This is a genomic window from Dietzia sp. IBK-p2-16D, assembly GCF_057773085.1.
In genome coordinates this window covers 405213-424534 of sequence record NZ_JBYMTL010000001.1, presented here as the reverse complement: position 1 = coordinate 424534, position 19322 = coordinate 405213, and the positions used below count along the sequence as shown (strand labels likewise).

General features: G+C 71.5%; 20 protein-coding genes. 15 read left to right on the top strand and 5 right to left on the bottom strand.

Features of this window, described 5'->3' with window-relative positions; translation table 11 throughout:
- Nucleotides 1-6: 6 nt before the first annotated feature.
- Both leuD and AC3DE3_RS02060 read left to right on the top strand, forming a co-directional pair.
- Nucleotides 7-603: a 3-isopropylmalate dehydratase small subunit gene (leuD, locus tag AC3DE3_RS02065; protein WP_260487756.1), complete on the top strand. Its 597-nt coding sequence runs from the start codon at nucleotides 7-9 to the stop codon at nucleotides 601-603.
- Between the two features lie 134 nt (nucleotides 604-737).
- The gene (locus tag AC3DE3_RS02060) at nucleotides 738-1118 is read left to right on the top strand and encodes an HU family DNA-binding protein (protein ID WP_260487755.1); all 381 of its coding nucleotides are present in this window, start codon (nucleotides 738-740) and stop codon (nucleotides 1116-1118) included.
- Nucleotides 1119-1140: 22 nt separating this feature from the next.
- Here the strand turns inward: AC3DE3_RS02060 and AC3DE3_RS02055 are convergent, their stop codons facing one another.
- Genes AC3DE3_RS02055 through cofC form a run of 3 tightly spaced genes read right to left on the bottom strand, consistent with a single transcriptional unit; the run spans nucleotide 1141 to nucleotide 4855 of the window.
- The gene (locus AC3DE3_RS02055) at nucleotides 1141-2046 is read right to left on the bottom strand and encodes an NUDIX hydrolase (RefSeq protein WP_260487754.1); all 906 of its coding nucleotides are present in this window, start codon (nucleotides 2044-2046) and stop codon (nucleotides 1141-1143) included.
- Nucleotides 2043-4157 carry an RNA degradosome polyphosphate kinase gene (locus tag AC3DE3_RS02050; RefSeq protein WP_396119731.1) on the bottom strand — a complete coding sequence of 705 codons (2115 nt, stop codon included), beginning with the start codon at nucleotides 4155-4157 and terminating at the stop codon, nucleotides 2043-2045. The genes AC3DE3_RS02055 and AC3DE3_RS02050 overlap by 4 nt, the downstream gene beginning before the upstream one ends.
- Nucleotides 4136-4855 carry a 2-phospho-L-lactate guanylyltransferase gene (gene cofC, locus AC3DE3_RS02045; protein WP_260487752.1) on the bottom strand — a complete coding sequence of 240 codons (720 nt, stop codon included), beginning with the start codon at nucleotides 4853-4855 and terminating at the stop codon, nucleotides 4136-4138. The genes AC3DE3_RS02050 and cofC overlap by 22 nt, the downstream gene beginning before the upstream one ends.
- A 109-nt stretch (nucleotides 4856-4964) precedes the next feature.
- On the opposite strand from cofC, the gene AC3DE3_RS02040 reads away from it, so the two are divergent.
- Nucleotides 4965-5963 carry an NAD(P)H-dependent glycerol-3-phosphate dehydrogenase gene (locus AC3DE3_RS02040; protein WP_260489134.1) on the top strand — a complete coding sequence of 333 codons (999 nt, stop codon included), beginning with the start codon at nucleotides 4965-4967 and terminating at the stop codon, nucleotides 5961-5963.
- A gap of 10 nt (nucleotides 5964-5973) precedes the next feature.
- A complete protein-coding gene (locus tag AC3DE3_RS02035; protein WP_260487751.1) occupies nucleotides 5974-7080 on the top strand; it encodes a D-alanine--D-alanine ligase family protein in 1107 nt (368 codons plus the stop codon).
- 46 nt (nucleotides 7081-7126) lie between these two features.
- Here the strand turns inward: AC3DE3_RS02035 and AC3DE3_RS02030 are convergent, their stop codons facing one another.
- Complete coding sequence (locus AC3DE3_RS02030) at nucleotides 7127-7747, bottom strand: DUF3515 domain-containing protein (protein ID WP_260487750.1); 621 nt, start codon at nucleotides 7745-7747, stop codon at nucleotides 7127-7129.
- Between the two features lie 115 nt (nucleotides 7748-7862).
- On the opposite strand from AC3DE3_RS02030, the gene thiL reads away from it, so the two are divergent.
- From thiL to AC3DE3_RS02015, 3 genes are read left to right on the top strand one after another with little or no spacing between them, the layout of a single operon-like run.
- Nucleotides 7863-8894, top strand: coding sequence for a thiamine-phosphate kinase (gene thiL, locus AC3DE3_RS02025; protein WP_260487749.1), 1032 nt, complete (start codon nucleotides 7863-7865; stop codon nucleotides 8892-8894).
- Between the two features lie 9 nt (nucleotides 8895-8903).
- Complete coding sequence (locus AC3DE3_RS02020) at nucleotides 8904-9425, top strand: gamma carbonic anhydrase family protein (RefSeq protein WP_260487748.1); 522 nt, start codon at nucleotides 8904-8906, stop codon at nucleotides 9423-9425.
- 3 nt (nucleotides 9426-9428) lie between these two features.
- Nucleotides 9429-10133, top strand: a complete 705-nt coding sequence (locus AC3DE3_RS02015) for a uracil-DNA glycosylase (protein WP_396119304.1) — start codon at nucleotides 9429-9431, stop codon at nucleotides 10131-10133.
- Between the two features lie 23 nt (nucleotides 10134-10156).
- Here the strand turns inward: AC3DE3_RS02015 and AC3DE3_RS02010 are convergent, their stop codons facing one another.
- Nucleotides 10157-10951 carry an enoyl-CoA hydratase/isomerase family protein gene (locus AC3DE3_RS02010; protein WP_260487747.1) on the bottom strand — a complete coding sequence of 265 codons (795 nt, stop codon included), beginning with the start codon at nucleotides 10949-10951 and terminating at the stop codon, nucleotides 10157-10159.
- A gap of 126 nt (nucleotides 10952-11077) precedes the next feature.
- Here AC3DE3_RS02010 and AC3DE3_RS02005 point away from each other — a divergent pair, with 126 nt between their 5' ends.
- From AC3DE3_RS02005 to mutM, 8 genes are all read left to right on the top strand, one after another.
- A complete protein-coding gene (locus AC3DE3_RS02005; RefSeq protein WP_260487746.1) occupies nucleotides 11078-12781 on the top strand; it encodes a DAK2 domain-containing protein in 1704 nt (567 codons plus the stop codon).
- A complete protein-coding gene (gene recG, locus AC3DE3_RS02000) occupies nucleotides 12778-15066 on the top strand; it encodes an ATP-dependent DNA helicase RecG (RefSeq protein ID WP_488368792.1) in 2289 nt (762 codons plus the stop codon). Before AC3DE3_RS02005 ends, recG begins: the two co-directional genes overlap by 4 nt.
- Nucleotides 15067-15086: 20 nt before the next feature.
- Nucleotides 15087-15674 (top strand): 16S rRNA (guanine(966)-N(2))-methyltransferase RsmD, encoded by a 588-nt coding sequence (gene rsmD / locus AC3DE3_RS01995; protein WP_260487744.1) that lies wholly within the window; start codon nucleotides 15087-15089, stop codon nucleotides 15672-15674.
- Nucleotides 15671-16144 (top strand): pantetheine-phosphate adenylyltransferase, encoded by a 474-nt coding sequence (gene coaD / locus AC3DE3_RS01990; RefSeq protein WP_488368791.1) that lies wholly within the window; start codon nucleotides 15671-15673, stop codon nucleotides 16142-16144. The genes rsmD and coaD overlap by 4 nt, the downstream gene beginning before the upstream one ends.
- Before the next feature lie 128 nt (nucleotides 16145-16272).
- The gene (locus AC3DE3_RS01985) at nucleotides 16273-17064 is read left to right on the top strand and encodes a DivIVA domain-containing protein (protein WP_260487742.1); all 792 of its coding nucleotides are present in this window, start codon (nucleotides 16273-16275) and stop codon (nucleotides 17062-17064) included.
- A gap of 23 nt (nucleotides 17065-17087) precedes the next feature.
- Nucleotides 17088-17687, top strand: a complete 600-nt coding sequence (locus AC3DE3_RS01980; RefSeq protein ID WP_488368790.1) for a YceD family protein — start codon at nucleotides 17088-17090, stop codon at nucleotides 17685-17687.
- Entirely contained in the window at nucleotides 17684-18382 is a 699-nt protein-coding gene (rnc, locus tag AC3DE3_RS01975; RefSeq protein WP_260487740.1) for a ribonuclease III, read from the top strand. The genes AC3DE3_RS01980 and rnc overlap by 4 nt, the downstream gene beginning before the upstream one ends.
- Nucleotide 18383: 1 nt before the next feature.
- A complete protein-coding gene (mutM, locus tag AC3DE3_RS01970) occupies nucleotides 18384-19322 on the top strand; it encodes a bifunctional DNA-formamidopyrimidine glycosylase/DNA-(apurinic or apyrimidinic site) lyase (RefSeq protein WP_260487739.1) in 939 nt (312 codons plus the stop codon).

Below are 19322 nucleotides of genomic sequence, written 5' to 3'. Positions count from 1 at the left end.
CATCTCATGGAGCCCATCACCACCCACACCGGCATCGGCGCCCCGCTGCGTCGTTCCAACGTGGACACCGACCAGATCATCCCGGCCGAGTACCTCAAGCGGGTCACGCGTACCGGCTTCGAGGACGGCCTCTTCTCCTCCTGGCGGGCGGGCGAACCGGACTTCGTCCTCAACCGGGCGCCGTACGACCGCGCCTCCGTCCTGGTCGCCGGTCCCGATTTCGGCACCGGCTCCTCGCGCGAGCACGCCGTATGGGCACTGATGGACTTCGGGTTCCGCGTGGTCATCTCCTCCCGTTTCGCCGATATCTTCCGCGGTAACTCCGGCAAATCCGGCCTCGTGGCCGCCCAGGTGGAGCAGGAGAACGTCGAGCTCCTGTGGAAGGTCATGGACGAGCGACCGGGAATCGAACTCACCGTGGATCTGGTGTCACGCACGGTGACCGCCGGCGACGTCACCGTGCCGTTCCACATCGACGACAACACCCGGTGGCGACTCATGGAGGGGCTCGACGACATCGGCCTCACGCTGCGGGAAGCCGACCGGATCGAGGAGTTCGAGAGCGGACGACCGGCGTTCAAGCCGGTCACGATCCCCCGCTGATCGGCAAGTAAGAAGTCGTTTCGGACTAACGTCCGAAATACCCCCGGCTGGCAGTAGCGTGTGAGTATGCTTATGTTTAGTCCGGCGCGGACCGGTACCGCGCCTGCATCACTCACCCGAAGGGGGATCCCCACGTGAACAAAGCCGACCTGATCGCCGAACTGGCGGACCGGATGGGCGGAGATCACCAGCTCGCCACCGAGGCGCTGGAGAACACTCTCGACATCATCGTCCGGACGGTCGCGTCCGGGGAGTCCATCACCATCATGGGTTTCGGGATCTTCGAGAAGAAGTCGCGTGCGGCCCGGGTCGCCCGTAACCCCCACACGGGCGAGTCCATCCCGGTCCCGCCCACCTACTCCCCGGTGTTCCGACCGGGGCAGTACTTCAAGTCCGTCATCCAGGGCACGGAGTCGTTGCCCGAGGACAGGCTCGCCGCGAAGCGCTCCAGCTCCCATCAGTCCTTCGGGGGGCTGCGCAAGAACGGCGTGACCCACCGCGAGAAGGTCAGCTGACCGCCCGGCCCGCTACCTCTGATCAGAACAGCGGTAGCGGGCTGGGGTAGTAGTCGGCGTGGACCAGCCGCGCGTCGTCGAACCCCAGTGCCCACGCCCCGGCCTTTTTGGTCGAAGCCTCCCCGACGTCGAGGCCGGCAGGGCCCGCGAGGTCCCGGATCATCCCCGGGATGGCGGTGCCCTGCGAGGACACCACGGCGACGCCGTCGCCGCTGGCGATCGCGGCCAGGCGCGCCACGGCGGCGGTCGGGTCGTCGAGGTAGGCCTCGTCGCTCAGCGACGACTCGACGGCGATCCCCACCCCGAGCTCGTCCGCCAGCGGCGCGAGTGTCTGTTCGCACCGGACCCTGGGCGCGCTGTACAACCGGGTCACGCCGAACGCCCGGAGCATCGGCGCGAGCATCTCGGCCTGCGCGCGTCCGGTCTTGTCGAGCGGACGGAGGTCGTCGTTCCCGCTCCACTGACTCCTGCTGCCGGCCTTGGCGTGCCGGACGACGAGCAGGGTCTTCGCGGCGGGGCGGGCCGCGCAGAAGCGCGTGAGGATCTTGCGGTCCAACGGGTAGGAGACCAGATCCTTGGCCTCCTCCACCGGGAGCCACCGGATCTCGTCGACCTCCGAGTTCGGTACGAAGGTCCCCTCGCAGGCCCTCGCCGACCAGTACGTGACCTCCTTGCGGGTGTTCTCCTTGAGGGGGTAGCCGGTGGTGCCGATCCGGGACTGTAGGACCGCGGTGAATCCCGTCTCCTCGGCGATCTCCCGGACCGCGGTGACCGGCAACGACTCCCCGGCGTCGACCTTGCCCTTGGGCAGGGACCAGTCGTCGTAACGCGGCCGGTGGACCACCGCACACAGGGGGGCGTCGTCGACCGTGCGGTACAGGACCGCCCCCGCCGCGGGGACCACCCGGACCTTGGTCTTCCTGCTCATCGGTCCCGGAACCCCGCGTGCAAGGCCGCCGTCCGTTCCTGGTGGTCCACCGACTCCGCCCAGTCCTCCGTCGCGGGCATGCGGGTCCACGTCGCGTCGGGTCGGAGGTGGAAGCTTCGGGTCGTCGGATCGAGGGCCGAGTCGAAGATGCGGTGGATCTGCGCCTTGAGCCGGGGATCGGTGACCGTGACCATCACCTCGACGCGGCGGTCCAGGTTGCGGTGCATCATGTCCGCGCTGCCGATCAGGGCCTCGTCCGCGCCCCGGAAGTGGAGGATCCGGGAGTGCTCGAGGAACCGACCGAGGATGGAGCGCACGTGGATGTTCTCGCTCAGTCCGGGAACACCCGCCCGCAGGGAACAGATACCTCGGACCACGATGTCGACCGGCACCCCGGCCTGGGAGGCGCGGTACAGGGCGTCGATGACCTGCTCGTCGACCAATGCGTTCGCCTTGAGCCGGATACCGGCCTGTCGGCCCTCGGCGGCCAACTCGATCTCGCGGTCGATCCGCTCGATGATCCCCGAGCGGATGCCCTCCGGCGCCACGAGCAGCCGCCGGTACTTGCTCACGTTGGAGAACCCCGTGAGGTGGTTGAACAGGTCCGTCAGGTCGGACACGACGTCCTCGTCGGCGGTGAACAGACCCACGTCCTCGTACAACCGGGCCGTCTTGGGGTTGTAGTTGCCGGTGCCGATGTGGGCGTAGCGCTGGAGTCGGTCGCCTTCCTTGCGCACCACGAGGCAGGTCTTGCAGTGCGTCTTCAGACCCAGCAGGCCGTACACGACATGGACTCCGGCCTGCTCGAGCTCGCGGGCCCACCGGATGTTGTTCTGTTCGTCGAACCGGGCCTTGATCTCCACCAACGCGACGACCTGCTTGCCGGCCGCGGCTGCGTCCACGAGCGCGTTGACGATGGGGGAGTCACCGGAGGTGCGGTAGAGCGTCTGCTTGATCGCCAGGACGTCGTCGTCGGCGGCGGCCTGCTCGATGAACCGCTGGACGGTGGTGGCGAACGACTCGTAGGGGTGCTCGACGAGCACGTCGGCCTCCTGGAGGGAGGCGAAGATGTTGCGGGCCGTCTCCCGCTCACCGAACGCCGGGGGAGTGGCCGGCACCATCGGCGTGTCCTTGAGGTCGGGCAGGTCGAGACCGTGGATCTGCCACAACCCGGTGAGGTCCAGCAGGCCCGAGAACCGGATGACATCGGCCGAATCGACGTCGAGCTCACGCTGCAGGATTCGGAGCATCCGCGGGGTGGTGTCCTCCGCGATCTCCAGACGCACCGCCGATCCGAAGCGGCGGCGGGCGAGTTCACGCTCGAGAGCCTGCAGCAGGTCCTCGTCGCGGTCCTCCTCGACCTCCATGTCCGCGTTGCGGGTCACCCGGAAGACGTGGTGCTCGACGACCTCCATGCCCTGGAACAGATCCTGCAGGTGCGCGGCGATGATGTCCTCGGCCGCGACGAACACGTAGTCGTCCTGTCCGCCCCGGTCGACCCGGACGAACCGCGGGACGTTGTGGGGGATCTTCACCCGGGCGAAGTGTTCCTGACCCGAGTCGAGATCGCGGATGATGACCGCGAGGTTCAGGCTCAGGCCGGAGATGTACGGGAACGGGTGCGCCGGGTCGACCGCCAGCGGGGTGAGGACGGGGAAGATCGAGTTGCGGAACAATTCCGCCAATGAGAAGCGTTCGTCCGCGGTGAGCTCGCTCCACGGCAGGATCCGGATCCCGCGCTCCTCCAACGCCGGCCGGATCTCGTCCTCGAACAACCGGGTCTGTTCGTCGCACAGTTCCCGGGTCCGTCGGCTGATACGGCCGAGTTGCTCGGCGGGGGTCTGGCCGTCCGCGGACCGTACCGACAATCCCGTCTTGTCGCGGCGCTGGAGGCCGGCCACGCGGACCATGTAGAACTCGTCGAGGTTCGACGCGAAGATCGCCAGGAACTTCGCCCTCTCCAGCAGTGGGAGGTCCTTCTCCCCGGCGAGTGCGAGGACCCGGGCGTTGAAGTCGAGCCAGCTCAGTTCACGGTTCAGGTAACGGTCGCGGGGTCGGGGCAATCCCTGGAGGGCGCTGGGTTCGGCGGTCACGGGACCATTGTGTCCGATACCCCGGTCGCGTGGGCGAGGAGACGGACGGCGGGGTCCCGTAGCATCCCGGCGGTGGCGGTCCCGACCGTTCTCCCCGGCAACGCCGCGAGGTCGCCGGGGAGGTCGACATCCCGCGCGGCGGCGCCGAGATCACCCTCCACCGGGATCGGAACCGCCCCGCCCCCGACGCGGAACCGAGCCGCGGAGTCGATGCCGAACCGGCACACGCGCGTGCCGGGGGCGGTGGTCCAGAAGGCCATCGTGGTCCCGGCCCCGCGGTGGTCCGCCACCGTCGAGTGCGGGTGTCTGCCGGCCACGTCCAGGATCCGCGCGAGGTGGTCCGGGCGCAGTTCCGGGAGATCCGCGGCGACCACCCCGACCGGACCGGGGACGTCGGCGAGTGCGAGGTCCAGGGCGAGGTTGAGGGGGTCGACGTGCGGGCGGCGCGTGTCGGCGGGCTCCCGGACGAACTCCGCCCCCGACCGCACGGCGAGATCCTCCACGCGGGGGTCGGCCGAGACGACCCGGACCCGTGCGACACCGGGGGTGTCCCGACACGCCCTCAGCACGTCGTCGGCCATCGCCACGACGAGTGACCGCCTGCCGTCGGCGCTCAGGGCGGGGACCAGTCGGCTCTTGGCGCGGTCGAGCGACTTGACGGGGACGACGATCGTCCACCCGTCAACCGTCATCGGGCCGCGCCGTGCTGTGCTCATCGACCGCCATCCTGCCAGCCGCGCCTCGCGCGCGTCCGACGCCGGGTAGCGTTTGACCACGATCCGCCTCTGGGGCGGTCGGGTGGATGACGACGGTCGGGAGGCGATGATGGCGCGGATCGCGGTGATGGGTGCGGGATCCTGGGGGACCGCGGTCGGCAAGGTGCTCGCCGACGCCGGATCCGAGGTCGTGATGTGGGCCCGACGCGACGAGGTGGCGGCCGGGATCAACGAGGAGCACTGCAACTCCAAGTACCTCCCCGACATCGTCCTCCCGGCGACTGTCACCGCGTCGACCGACCCGGCCCGCGTCCTGAGGGGTGCGGAGGAGGTCGTGCTGGCGGTCCCGTCACAGAGTCTGCGTGGCAACCTCGAGAACTGGGTCGACCTGCTCGAGCCCGATGCCGGGGTCATCTCGCTGGCCAAGGGGATCGAGACCGGGACGCTACTGCGTATCAGCGAGGTCGTCGCCGAGGTCACTGGTATCGATGAGAGCAGGATCGCCGCCCTGTCCGGTCCCAACCTCGCGAGGGAGATCGCCGAGGGGCAGCCGGCGGCCACCGTGATCGCCTGCACGGATGACGAGCGCGCGGCCCGACTCCAGGACGCCTTCTCCACCCCCTACTTCCGTCCGTACACCAACACCGACGTCGTGGGCTGCGAGATCGGCGGCGCCACGAAGAACGTCATCGCCCTCGTCTGCGGCATCGCCACCGGGATGGGGCTGGGCGACAACACCATGGCCACCCTCGTCACCCGGGGACTGGCCGAGACCACCCGGCTCGGTGTGGCCCTGGGCGCCAACCAGATGACGTTCGCCGGCCTCGCGGGACTGGGTGACCTCGTGGCCACCTGCACCTCCCCCCTGTCGCGTAACCGGACCTTCGGCGAGCGTCTGGGGAGGGGAGAGACCCTCGAGCAGGCCCAGGAGGCCACCAACGGCCAGGTGGCGGAGGGGGTCAAATCCTGCACGTCGATCCGCGAACTCTCCCGGCGGGTCGGGGTGGAGATGCCGCTGACCGAGGCGATCCACGAGATCTGTCACGAAGGGGGCGACGCCGTCGAGGTGGCGGTGCGCCTCATGAGGCGGAGCACGAAGCCCGAGTAGCCTCGGCCCGGTGAACCGCATCACCGTTGCCGTCCTCTACGGCGGTCGTAGCTCCGAGCACTCCGTGAGCTGCGTCTCCGCCGGCGCCGTCATGAGTCACCTCGACCGCTCCGCCTACGAGGTGATTCCCGTCGGGATCACCGAGACCGGGGCGTGGACGCTCGGCCCGGAAGACGTGTCCGACCTGCGCATCGTCGACCGGAGAATGCCGCAGGTCGACCCGCACCGCCCGCAGGTCGCCCTCGGGGTGTCGGTCGACGACCGCGGCGTACTGCGCTTCGTGGATGGTGACCGCGCCGGCGAGGAGATCGCCCGGGTGGACGTCGTGTTCCCCGTCATGCACGGCACCCACGCCGAGGACGGGACCATCCAGGGGTTGCTCGAGCTCTCGGGGATCCCGTACGTCGGTCCCGGCGTGTTCGCCAGCGCGGCCGGGATGGACAAGGAGTTCACCAAGGTCGTACTCGGCGCGGCGGGCCTGCCGATCGGCCGGCAGGTCGTCCTGCGGCCGGGCACGGAGACGCTCTCGGCCGCGGACCGCGACCACCTCGGTCTCCCGCTGTTCGTCAAGCCGGCCCGCGGTGGCTCGTCCATCGGCATCACCAAGGTCTCCCGTGCGGAGGAACTCGACGCGGCCATCGCGGCCGCGCGACGCTTCGACCCGAAGGTGATCGTCGAGGCCGCCATCGTCGGCCGTGAGGTCGAGTGCGGGGTCCTCGAGTACCCCGACGGCCGGGTCGAGGCGAGTCTGCCCGCCGAACTGCACATCCCCGGCGAACCGACCGGTGCCGCCGGGGAGTCGGACGGCGACGCCTTCTACGACTTCGACACCAAGTACCTCGACGACGTCACCACCTTCGACCTGCCCGCCGACCTGTCGGACGAGGAGACCGGACGACTGCGCGCGATGGCGGTGGAGGCGTTCCACGCCCTGGACGCCCGGGGGCTGAGCCGGGTCGACTTCTTCGTCACCGCCGACGGGCCGGTGATCAACGAGGTGAACACCATGCCCGGGTTCACCCAGATCTCCATGTACCCCCAGATGTGGGCGGCGACGGGGGTGGACTACCCGGGTCTGCTCGACACCCTGCTGCGGACCGCGCTCGGCCGGGGCTGACCGGGCCGGGATCGATGCGGCCGGGTGTCGGCCCCCGTCGACCGGGTCAGCCGACCGGTGCCGGGTCCGGCTCCACGGCCTCGAACGTCTCGACCAACGCGGCCGACAGGTCCTGGATCGGGCCGGTGCCACTGCCTTCCGGCAGCGTGACGGCGACGAACTGCGGGCGGTCGACGGCCACCCAGGTCGACGCGGTGACCGCGGGGTCCGGATCCGGCTCGTTGAACCACTGGACGCCGTTGACCTCCTGGAGACCCACGCCCACCGTGAACGTCGGTGGAGCCGGCAACCCGCAGCGGACGATCACCGGTTCGGCGTCGGGCATCCGGTACGCGGCGGTGCCCTCCGGCGCGGGTTCGACGAGTGCGACCCGGCCGGCGTCACCGAGGGCCTCCGGGAGTGCCTCGACCAGGGCGGCGCACTCCTCGGACCCGGCGCCGGGGGAGGGGATGGGTACCGCGGCCACCGGCTCGCTCGCCGCCGCCTCCGAGGCCTCGTCGCCCACCGAGCGGACCATGACCAACACCACCGCCAGCATGATCAACGGGATGACGACCGCCAGGACCACCACGATCCTCGAGACCGGAACCGTCCGCGCAGCAGGATCCCCGGTCTCCCGCGGGCCCGCGTCGTACCGGTTCCCGGGATCCGCATCCGTCGAAGCCACGTCGCGTCGTCCTTCCTCCCACAGGCGGCCGTCGTCGGAGGCGGCCGCTAGCCTGACGGCAACGCTACAGACCCACACCGGTACCCCCGGTGACGAGACAGCACGGGAGGACGAGGTGGCCGCCGTGATCGACCGTGCGCTGACCGTCGCCGAGGCGGGCGAGGCCGCGGTCCTCGCCGTCCTGAGCGACGCGGGCGGGGTCGCGGTGAGCCACCGGGGCACGGACCGGCCGGGGGTGGACCGGCCGGGGGTGGAGGACCCGGTCGGCAACGGCGACGACGCCGCGGTCCTGGGGCCCGCCGCCGCCACCGTGGTCACCACCGACATGCTCGTCGAGGGCACCCACTTCCGCCTCGACCTCACCGGCTGGGGCGACCTGGGCAGGAGAGCGGTGGCCCAGAACGTCTCCGACGTCCTGGCGATGGGCGCCGAGTGCTCACGTGTCCTGGTGGCCCTCGCCGTGCCGGCCGGGACGACCATGGGGCAGATCGAGGACCTCGCCGCCGGCGTCCACGGAGAAGCCGCGCGGTCCGGTGCCGTCGTGGTGGGCGGGGATCTCACCAGGGCGGACCTCGTCGTCGTCGGAGTCACGGCGATCGGCACCCTGCCGGACGGCGCCCGCCCCCTACGGATCGACGGCGCGCAGCCGGGTGACACGGTCGCCCTCACCGGCGCGCCCGGGCGCTCCGCCGCCGGACTCGCGCTCCTCCTCGCCGGCCAGCCCGACGGCCCGCTCCAACAGTCTCACCGGGTGCCCGTCACGCCGATCGGCTCCGGCACCGCCGCCCGGCTGGCCGGCGCGCGGTCCCTCACCGATGTCAGTGACGGCCTGCTCCGCGACCTGTCGGGGCTCGCCCGGGCCTCGGGGGTCGAGGCCGAGCTCGTCACCGACGATCTGCCCGTCGACCCGATCCTCGTCGAGGCGGCCGTCATGCTCGGTGCAGCGGACCCCCGGGGGCAGGTCCTGGACTGGATCCTCGACGGCGGGGAGGACCACGGGCTGCTGGCCACCTTCCCGCCCGGGGCGACGGTCCCCCCCGAGTTCACGGTGATCGGGACCATCCGTCACGGTGATCCCGGCCGGGTCACCCTCGACGGCGAGCCCCGCACCCCGGGAGGCTGGGACTCCGCCAGGGGCGCGAACTAGGCTGGCGGCATGGCCGTCTATGCGCTCGGAGACCTCGAACCAGACATCGCCCCCGATGCGTGGGTGCACCCCGATGCGGTGGTCATCGGCCGGGTGACGCTCGCCGCCGGCGTCTCGGTGTGGCCCACCGCGGTCCTGCGCGGTGACTACGGGCGCATCGAGATCGGCGCCATGACCAATATCCAGGACGGCACGATCGTCCACTGCACGGCCACCGAGCCGACGATCATCGGCGAGCACTGCGTGGTGGGGCACAACACGCACATCGAGGGGGCGACCATCGGCGACGGGGCCCTCATCTCGTCGGGCTCGATCGTGCTCAACGGATCGGTGATCGGGGCCGGGGCGGTCGTGGCCGCCGGATGCCTGGTGCCGCCGCGGTTCGAGCTCCCCGCCCGCCGGATGGCCATGGGGATGCCGGCGAGGATCCGCGAGGGCCACGAGGTGGACCCCGCGATGCTCGAGGGCAACACGCAGATGTACCACGAGAACGCCATGCGCTACCGCGCCGAACTACGCCGGCTCGACTGAGCAATGAACGACCGAGACATCGCGCCCACCCCGTTGGCCGATCTCCTCGACCCCGGCTGGGCCCGCGCGCTCGCCCCCGTCGAGGACCGGATCCACCGGATGGGCGATTTCCTCCGCGCCGAGAAGGCCGCCGGGCGGGGATACCTGCCCGCGGCGGAGCGGGTCCTGCGGGCGTTCACCCAGCCGTTCGACGACGTGCGCGTGCTCCTCGTGGGGCAGGACCCGTACCCGACGCCGGGCCATGCGGTCGGACTGAGCTTCGCCGTCGACGGCGACGTGCGTCCGCTCCCACGCAGCCTGGTCAACATCTACCGCGAGTACACCGACGACCTGGGCCTGGAGGCCCCCGGACACGGTGACCTGGGGGCCTGGGCCCGCGACGGGGTCCTGCTGCTCAACAGGGTGCTCACCGTCGCCCCCGGGGAGCCCGCCTCCCACCGTCGGAAGGGGTGGGAGGCGGTGACCGCCACGGCGATCGAGGCACTGGTCGGGCGGGACCGACCGATGGTGGCGATCCTGTGGGGCCGCGACGCCCAGTCCTTGACGCCCATGCTGGGGGACACCCCCGTGATCGCGTCAGCGCATCCGTCGCCACTGTCCGCGTCGCGGGGGTTCTTCGGGTCGCGACCGTTCAGCCGTGCGAACGAGGAGTTGCGACGGCTCGGCGCCGAACCGGTGGACTGGCGTCTCCCCTCCAGCCCTCTATAGATGTAGCGAGCAGTGCCGGGAGGTCAGCCCCGTCCGAACTCGGGGGAGCGCTTGGCGACGAAGGCGTCCACCCCCTCCACGCCGTCCCGGGAGACGGCCAGGCGGGCGATCGAATCGCGTTCGGCGTCGAGTTGGTCCGACAGCGTGGCGCTCTCCGAGGCACGCAGCAGCGCCTTCGTGGCGGCGTAGGACTCGCGCGGCCCGGCGGCGAGTCGCACCGCGAGGTCGCGGGCGGCGTCGCGGACATCGCCCTCGACGAACATCGTGAGCAGACCCAGCTGGTACGCGCGCTCGCCGTCCATCGGCTCGTTCCCGAGGATGAACGACCGCGCCACGGCCTGACCGGCCGCGCGCGGCAGACGCCACGACATGCCACCGTCCGGGGAGAGCCCGATTCCCGGATAAGCCGCCAACAGGCGGGTGGCCGGCCCGCAGACCGAGAAGTCCGCGGACATGGCCAGCGAGGCGCCCGCGCCGGCCGCCCACCCGGCGACCGCGGCGACCACCGGGACGGTGACCTCATCGAGCATGCGGACGACCGCGTGCAGCCTGTCCGCGAGCTCTCGCACATGCTCCGAACGATTCTCGGCGGCCGCGAAACCCGGGACGTTGCCGCCGTTGCAGAAGTTCTTCCCCAGGCCCACCAGCAGCACCGCTCCGGCGTCGATCTCGCCGGCCAGGAGCGCGCGGAGGGCGATGCCCGCCTGGTCGACCGCATCCGAGTCGAGCGAGTTCCCCTTGCCCTCCAACGAGACGGGGACCGTGAGGACCCCGTCGGCGAGGGTGACGAGCGGGGTGTCGGTGAGTGCTGTGGTCATGTGGTGCTCCCGTGTCGTGTCGGCCGTCTCGGCTAGTCGGACAGCTGTCGAGTGGTGAGGGTACTAGGCTTGGCCGCGCCGACCGGGAACATGACCGCAGGGGTGGGCGCGCGGTGAGGAGGGGTGATGACGCAGGAGTCGACACATGTCGAGGACCGACCCTCGACCCTCGACGCGCACGGTCTGCTCACCTGGGCGCGGCGGTGCGTCGAGCAGCTCGCCGCGCGCCGCGAGGAGATCAACGCCCTCAACGTCTTCCCGGTGCCCGACTCCGACACCGGGACGAACCTGCTGTACACCATGCGCGCGGCAGTGGATCGCGCCGAGGGCGAGGACGCGTGGATCGCCGAGGGCGGAGGCACCGCGGGCGCTCGTGAGATCGCCGTGGCCCTGGGTCACGGCGCCGTCCACGGGGCGCGTGGTAACTCCGGCGTGATCCTGTCCCAGGTGCTGCGGGCGGTCGGTGAAGCGGCCACCTTCACCGTTGTCGACGCGTCCACCTACCGGCGCGCGCTGCGGACCGCGGTGACCCTCGTGGACCATGCGCTGAGCGACCCGGTCGAGGGGACCATCGTCACCGTTCTCCGGGAGGCCGCCGCAGGCGCAGGCCGCTCGTCATCCTCCTCGTTGATCGAGGTCGCCCGGGCGGCCGCGGACGCCGGCGCGGACGCTCTCGACCGGACCACCTCCCAACTGCCGGCGCTGACCCGGGCCGGCGTCGTCGACGCCGGGGGTCGCGGCCTGCTGGTGCTGCTGGACGCGATGGTCGAGGTGCTCGTGGGGGAGACTCCCGATCGCCCGGACTACTACATCCCGCCGGACCCCGCCGCGTCGGCTGCACCGTCCGGGCCCGGTTCGACCGACCAGGATGAGGCCGACGGCACCCGCTACGAGGTGATGTACTCACTGACCCACTCCGATGACGCGCGCGCGGACGAACTGCGGACCGCGCTTCGCATGGTGGGGGACAGCGTGGGCGTGGTCGGCGACGGCGGGTCCGGCGCCAACGCGAGGTGGGCCGTGCACGTCCACTCGGACGACATCGGCGCCGCGATCGAGGCGGCGCTGCCGCTGGGGCGGGTCACGGAGATCCGGGTGACGGACATGCTCGACCCCGTGGGGACCCGGCCCGCCCGGGGCCCCGCCCACGACACCGCGGATCCGCGCCCCGGCGACCCCGGGCTGCGCAGGGTCGTCGCGATCGTGCCGGGGGGACCGCTGGCCGAGTTGTTCTCCGAGGCCGGGGCCGACACCGTCGACCCGGGTGACCGGGGAGAGGGGGTGATCGACGAGGTACTCGCCGTCGACGCCGACGAACTCCTCGTGCTGCCGAACGGCGAACTGTCCCGCGACCAGATCGGCGCCCTCGACGCCGCACTGCGCGACGTCGACGGGCACGCGCTGATCCTGCCGACCAATTCCGTCGTCCAGGGACTGGCGGCGCTGGCCGTGCACGACCCCACGACCACCCTGTCACTGGACGGGTTCTCCATGGCCGACGCCGCGTCCGGTACCCGTCACGCCCACCTGGTCCGGGCGCAGCAGGACGCGTTGACCCTGGTCGGGCGCTGCGCGGCCGGCGACCTACTCGGCGTGGTGGGGCACGACGTCGCACTGATCGAGCAGGACGCCGTCGACGCGGTGTGCGCACTCGTCGACCGGATGCTCTCCTCCGGGGGCGAGCTCGTGACCGTTCTGCTCGGGGACGACTACGACGCCGCGGCCACGGAATCGGCGCTGGCCCGGATCCGGTCCCGGCACCCCGATATCGAGGTGGTCGGGTACGAGGCCGGCCCCGGACGGGCCGTGGCCCACGTCGGGGTCGAATGACGTCCCTCGCCACCACGGACACCCCGCTCGCCGAGGTCCTCGACCCCGGGTTGGCGGAGCGGATCACCACGGCTCTGGGGCACCGCACGGTCGGGGATCTGCTGCACACCCTGCCGCGGCGCTACCGGCAGCACGGGCAGCGCTACGACAAGCGGGAACTGGTCGACGGCGAGCGGGTCACGGTGATCGGCAAGGTCACCACCGCGCAGACCCGGACGTACCAGACCAAGCAGCGGCAGACCCGCGAGATGCTCACCCTCACGGTGGAGGACGGCGACACCACGTTCCGGGTGGTGTTCTTCGCCGGGCGCAAGATCAAGTTCATGCTCCCCGTGGGGACACTGGCGATGTTCGACGGCACGGTGTCGCGCTTCCGGCGGTCGCTGGACCTCAAACATCCCGAGTTCCTCGTCCTGCGGGCGACGACCGGTCCGGGTGGCCAGCTCAAGGGATCCGGCGACCTCGCCGCGCTGGCGCGCCTGGCCGCGGAGATCGACGCGGAGGGAGGACCCAGTCTGTTCGACCGGCCGCTCCTGCCGGTGTACGCCGCCAGGGAGGGCGTCACCTCCTGGGACCTGCTCGGCGCGGTGGTCACCGCCCTGCGGGCGTTGGTGCCGGTGGTCGACCCACTCGACGACACGGTCCGGTCGGTGGCGGGCCTGATGGACCTCGACGACGCCCTGCGCAAGGCCCACCTGCCCGACACCGCGGAGGAGAAGGACCAGGCCGGGTACCGCCTCCGCTTCGACGAGGCCCTCGCCCTGCAGCTGCTGCTCGGTGCCCGGCGTCGGTTCGTGGCGCGGGACCCGGCCCCGGCCAGCCCGGTACGCGGGGACGGGCTCCGCGCGGCCATGGAGTCCCGGATGCCGTTCGAGCTCACCGACGGGCAGGCGTCGGTGCTGGACGAGATCTCGACGGACCTGGCGCGGGACGAGCCCATGAACCGGCTGCTGCAGGGCGAGGTCGGGTCCGGCAAGACGGTGGTCGCGCTGTTGGCGATGCTCCAGGTGGTCGACGCCGCGCGACAGTGCGTGATGCTGGCGCCCACCGAGGTGCTCGCGGTCCAACACCACCGCTCCCTGACCGCGATGCTCGGCGATCTCGGTGAGCACGGGCGATTGGGCGCAGCCGAGCAGGCGACCCGGGTGGTGCTGCTCACCGGGTCCATGTCCACGGCCCAGAGGCGCGCGGCCCTGCTGGACATCGTCACCGGGGAGGCCGGGATCGTCGTGGGGACGCACGCGCTGATCCAGGACTCGGTGGACTTCTTCGACCTCGGCCTGGTGGTGGTCGACGAGCAGCACCGCTTCGGCGTCCGACAACGCGACCGCCTCCGTGCCAAGGGGCGGGCGGGTCTGGTGCCGCACCTGTTGGTGATGACAGCGACGCCGATCCCGCGGACCATCGCCATGACAGTCTTCGGTGACCTCGAGGTGTCCGAACTGCAGGAGCTGCCCGGGGGGCGCCGTCCCATCTCCACCTCCGTCGTCCCGGCGAGGGAGAAGCCGCGGTGGCTCCAGCGGACCTGGGAGCGCGTCCGCGAGGAGGTGGAGGCCGGGCACCGTGCGTACGTGGTGTGCGCGCGGATCGACGGCGACGACGCGGAGAAGGACGGTGGCGGTGATACGAACGGCGGTGACAAGAGCGGCGACGACACCAACGGCGACCGACCCCCGCTGGCCGCCGCCGTGGACCTGCACGAGCACCTCTCCACCGGACCCCTGGCCGGGCTGAGGATCGGACTCATGCACGGCCGACTCCCACCCGAGGAGAAGGACGCCACCATGGCGGCGTTCGCGGCCGGCGCCCTCGACGTCCTCGTCTCCACGACGGTGATCGAGGTGGGCGTGGACGTGCCCCAGGCCACCGTCATGGTGGTCATGGACGCCGAACGGTTCGGGGTGAGCCAGCTGCACCAGCTCCGCGGTCGCGTCGGGCGGGGCGGGCTGCCCGGCCTGTGCCTGCTGGTGACGAACTCCCGCACCGGCGGCCGGTCGATGGAGCGGCTCAACGCTGTGGCGGCCACCTCTGACGGCTTCGTGCTGGCGCAGTTGGACCTGGTGCAGCGTCGCGAGGGCGACGTGCTCGGGGACGCCCAGTCCGGTGCACTGTCGGCACTGCGATTGTTGTCGGTGGTGGACGATGGTGAGGTGATCGAGATCGCCCGCCGCCACGCCGAGGAGATCCTGGGGACCGACCCGGGGTTGCACGACCATCCCGCGCTCGCCGAGCGGGTCCGCCGCCTGGCCGGCTCGGAGGAATCCGACTACCTGTTCAGATACTGACCCACGACCACAGGGGAGATATGACCCGCATCATCTCCGGCCGCCTGCGCGGGCTGTCGCTCACCGTGCCGCCGGCCGGGACCAGGCCCACCACGGACCGGGTCCGGGAGGCGCTGTTCAGCGCCATCGGCAGCCGGGTGGACCTGGACGGCGCCGCCGTTCTCGACCTGTTCGCAGGCTCCGGCGCACTGGGGCTCGAAGCGGTCTCCAGGGGTGCCGACGTGGCGTGGTTCGTCGAGGAGAACGCCCGGGCGGTGGCGTGCCTGAAGAAGAACACCGCGGGGGCCTCGTCGTCATCGCCCTCCCTCCGCGCGACGGTGCGACGGGCGGCGCTACCCGCCGCGGTCAGGGGGTCGTGCCCGGTCGACGGCGGATTCGACCTCGTCCTGGCCGATCCCCCGTACGAGCGGTCCGCGGAACTGGACGAACCGGTGCTGGCCGCCCTGTCGGCCGGTGGCTGGCTGGCGGACGACGCGCTCATCGTGTGGGAGCGGTCGAAACGGGACCCCGCCGTGCGGTGGCCGGGCGGGTACGAGGTGGTCTTCGAGCGCACCTACGGCGAGACCGCCGTGGAGATGGCCCGCCCGGTTGATACGGTCGCCCCATGACGACCGTCGTGTGCCCAGGCTCCTTCGACCCGGTGACCCTCGGGCACCTCGACATCATCCGGCGCGCCGCAGACCTGTTCGACGACGTGATCGTGTGCGTGGTCGCCAACCCCAACAAGCAGGGCACCTTCACGATCGACGAGCGCAAGGCGATGATCGACGAGGTCTGCGCCGACATGCCCGGGGTGCGGGTGGACAGCTTCTACGGACTGCTCGTGGACTACTGCCGCGATCAGGGCGCCACCGCCGTGATCAAGGGTCTGCGCGACTCCACCGACTACGACTACGAGTTGCCGATGGCCCACATGAACCGGTCGATCGCGGAGGTCGACACCGTCTTCCTCCCGACCCGAGCGGACCTGGCGTTCGTCTCGTCCTCCCTGTGTCGCGAGGTCACCCGGCTCGGCGGCGATGTCTCGCACCTGTTGCCGGCCCCGGTCGCGCGGGCACTGAGGAAGCGACTGGCCTGAGCGCGCGCCAGGGGGCACGCGGCCGTACGGCCCGGACCTTCCGGACACACCGCCCGCGTACCGGGCCGCCGCAGTGTGTTGCGGGCACACTGGTGGGGCAAGTGTGACGATCCGGTGAAGGGACGAGCGTGTACCGAGTGTTCCAGGCCCTCGATGAGCTGAACGCGATGATCGAGGACGCCCGCAGTCTGCCCATGACCGCGAACTGCGTGGTGCCCCGGCACGAGTCCCTGCTGTTGCTCGATGACATCCGCGACTCGTTCCCGGGCGAACTCGATGACGCGCAGGACGTGCTCGACCAGCGCGACCGGGTGCTCGCGGAGGCCGACGCCACGGCCCGCGAGACGGTCACCGCCGCCGACGCCGAGGCGGACCGGACCCTGCGAGAGGCCCGCGAGGACGCGGACGCCATGCTCGCCGACGCCAAGGCCCGCGCCGACCGCATGGTCGCCGAGGCCACCGCGCACGCCGACGAACTGGTGGGTGACGCCCGCGCCGAGTCCGCGGAGTTGCTCGACCGCTCCCGGCGCGACGCGGAGTCCACCACGAGTCGTGCCCGTGCCGAGGCCGACAGGCTGGTCGAGCAGGCCAACGTCCTCTACGACCGCACGATCACCGAGGCGCGGCAGGAGCAGCAGCGCATGCTGTCCGAGTCCGAGGTCGTCCGGATCGCCGACGAGGAGGCGGCGCGCGTGCGCGACGCCGCGCACGCCGAGAGCGAACGACGGCGCGAGGAGTGCGACGCCTACATCGACGAGAAGATGGCCCGGTTCGAGGAGTTCCTCGGCACCACGATCCGCACGGTCAGCCGGGGCCGCGAGGAACTGCACGGGGTCACCCCGACCGGACGGCGCGAGTCCGCCGGGCGGCGGGGGGTCCGCGAGGACGACCGCCCGGGTGACGGTTACGGGGACTACTGACGGCGGCGGGTAGTCTGCTGGGCGTGTCCTCCACCTCCCGTACCCCCCGCCACGGCCGCCCCGCCGCTGATTCGCTCGTCCTCGACACCCGCGTCCTCGGACGTGCGCCCGGCTCGACCGCGCCGGTGCAACGCGCCGCCGTCCTGCCCTCGGCCATCGGCGTGGAGCTCATCCGGATCCCCGAGGGCTCCGAGGTGGAGCTCGACCTCACCCTGACGTTCGTCGACGAGGGTGTGCTCGTGACCGGCTCGGTCTCCGGCCGCGCGGAGGTCGAGTGCGCGCGCTGCCTGGGCGAGTTCGTCGCCCCGGTCGGCGTCGATCTGACCGAGATGTACGCGGCCGAGGGCACTGCCGCGGCCGAGGCCGCCGAGCACGACGAGGTGCGCCTGCTGGACGGCGATCTGCTCGATCTCGAGCCCGCGCTCGTCGACGCGTTCGGACTCGAGTTCCCCATGTCGCCCACCTGCACCGATTACGGGCACCACGAGTGCATCAATCCCGACACCCCCGCCCCGGACGGGGTCTCCGGCGCAGACGAGGGACGGATCGATCCCCGCTGGGCCGGCCTGGCCGACAAGTTCGGGTCCGTGGGGGCCGGCGACGCCGGCGAGGACCGCGCGTGACGGAGCAACCGTCGCCGCTGGACTCCGTGCTGGGTGTCGACCTTCCCACCGACCTCGCCACCCAGGCGCTGACCCACCGCTCGTACGCCTACGAGCACGGCGGCCTGCCCCACAACGAGAGGTTGGAGTTCCTCGGTGACGCCGTGCTCGAGCTGGTGGTGACCGAGTACCTCTACAAGTCCTACCCGGACAGGCCGGAAGGGGATCTGGCCAAGATCCGCGCCAGCCTGGTCAACACCTATGTCCTCGCCGACATCGCCCGCGAGCTCGGCCCCGGTGGCCTCGGCGGCCACCTCCGTCTGGGCCGAGGGGAGGAGTTGACCGGAGGTCACGACAAGCACTCGATCCTCGCCGACACCCTCGAGGCGGTGTTCGGGGCCGTGTACCTGACGCACGGGCTCGAGGCGGCCCGCGGGCTGATCGAACGGATCATCGGGGAGCGGCTGCAGGTGGTCCCGCACCTCGGGGCGGCCCTGGACTGGAAGACCAGCCTGCAGGAGAAGTGCGCCTCACTGGGCAGGCCCAGGGTGCACTACGACATCACCTCCACCGGTCCCGACCACGCCAAGGTCTTCTCCGCCGTGGTGTCGATCGGCGACCGGGCCCTGGGCGAGGGGAGCGGACGCACCAAGAAGGAGGCCGAGCAGAAGGCCGCCGAGCAGGCGTGGGCCGCCCTGGACGGGACCGCCGACTGACGTGCCGGAGCTACCCGAGGTCGAGGTCGTGCGCCGGGGTCTCGCCGACCACGTCGTGGGCCGGGAGATCACCGCGGTCGAGGTCACGGGCGCCCGGACCGCGCGTCGGCAGCCCGGCGGGGCCGCGGAGATCGTCGCACGCCTGACCGGCCGCACCGTCAGCGGCGCCCGTCGGCGCGGCAAGTACCTGTGGCTCACCCTGGATTCCGACCACGCCGTCGGCGCGGACTGTCTGCTGGTCCACCTCGGGATGAGCGGGCAGATGCTGGTCACCGACCGTGGGGCGCCGCCGGTGCGCCACCTGCACGCCCGTGCCGAACTGGACGACGGCAGGGAGTTGCGGTTCGTCGACCAGAGGACGTTCGGGGGGTGGACCGTCGTGCCGCTGGCGGAGGCACTCGACGGCACCGGTGCGCTGCTGCCGGCGCCCGCGGCCCACATCGCGGCGGACCCCTTCGAGACCGGTTTCGATCCCCACGCGGCCGCGCGTGCGATCCGGCGCCGGGACACCGAGATCAAGCGACTCCTGCTGGACCAGACCGTGGTGTCGGGGATCGGCAACATCTACGCCGACGAGGCGCTGTGGCGTGCCGGACTCCACGGCCGCCGGCGCTCCGGCGGGGTGACGCTCCGCGTCGTCACCGGGGTGCTCGAGCACGCGCGTGAGGTGATGACGGAAGCGCTGGAGGCCGGCGGCACCTCGTTCGACGCGCTTTACGTCAACGTCAACGGCGCGTCGGGCTACTTCGATCGGTCCCTCGACGTCTACGGCCGCGCGGGTCTGCCCTGCGCGCGATGTGGGGCGGCCCTGGTGCGGGAGGACTTCATGAACCGCGGTTCGCACTTCTGCCCGGTCTGTCAGCCCGCGCCGCGCCGGAGTCGTGCACCGCGGCGGGGCGCTGCCGCGGGGCGGTCGGCCGGCGGTCCAGTCGTACGATGA

Coding starts and splice junctions, on each gene's coding strand:
- AC3DE3_RS02020 (WP_260487748.1), top strand. CDS start 8,904: ATGGCCGTCTATGCGCTCGGAGACCTCGAACCAGACATCGCCCCCGAT.
- rsmD (WP_260487744.1), top strand. CDS start 15,087: ATGACCCGCATCATCTCCGGCCGCCTGCGCGGGCTGTCGCTCACCGTG.
- AC3DE3_RS02055 (WP_260487754.1), bottom strand. CDS start 2,046: ATGAGCAGGAAGACCAAGGTCCGGGTGGTCCCCGCGGCGGGGGCGGTC.
- recG (WP_488368792.1), top strand. CDS start 12,778: ATGACGTCCCTCGCCACCACGGACACCCCGCTCGCCGAGGTCCTCGAC.
- AC3DE3_RS02010 (WP_260487747.1), bottom strand. CDS start 10,951: ATGACCACAGCACTCACCGACACCCCGCTCGTCACCCTCGCCGACGGG.
- coaD (WP_488368791.1), top strand. CDS start 15,671: ATGACGACCGTCGTGTGCCCAGGCTCCTTCGACCCGGTGACCCTCGGG.
- AC3DE3_RS02005 (WP_260487746.1), top strand. CDS start 11,078: ATGACGCAGGAGTCGACACATGTCGAGGACCGACCCTCGACCCTCGAC.
- AC3DE3_RS02040 (WP_260489134.1), top strand. CDS start 4,965: ATGGCGCGGATCGCGGTGATGGGTGCGGGATCCTGGGGGACCGCGGTC.
- cofC (WP_260487752.1), bottom strand. CDS start 4,855: ATGAGCACAGCACGGCGCGGCCCGATGACGGTTGACGGGTGGACGATC.
- AC3DE3_RS02015 (WP_396119304.1), top strand. CDS start 9,429: ATGAACGACCGAGACATCGCGCCCACCCCGTTGGCCGATCTCCTCGAC.
- leuD (WP_260487756.1), top strand. CDS start 7: ATGGAGCCCATCACCACCCACACCGGCATCGGCGCCCCGCTGCGTCGT.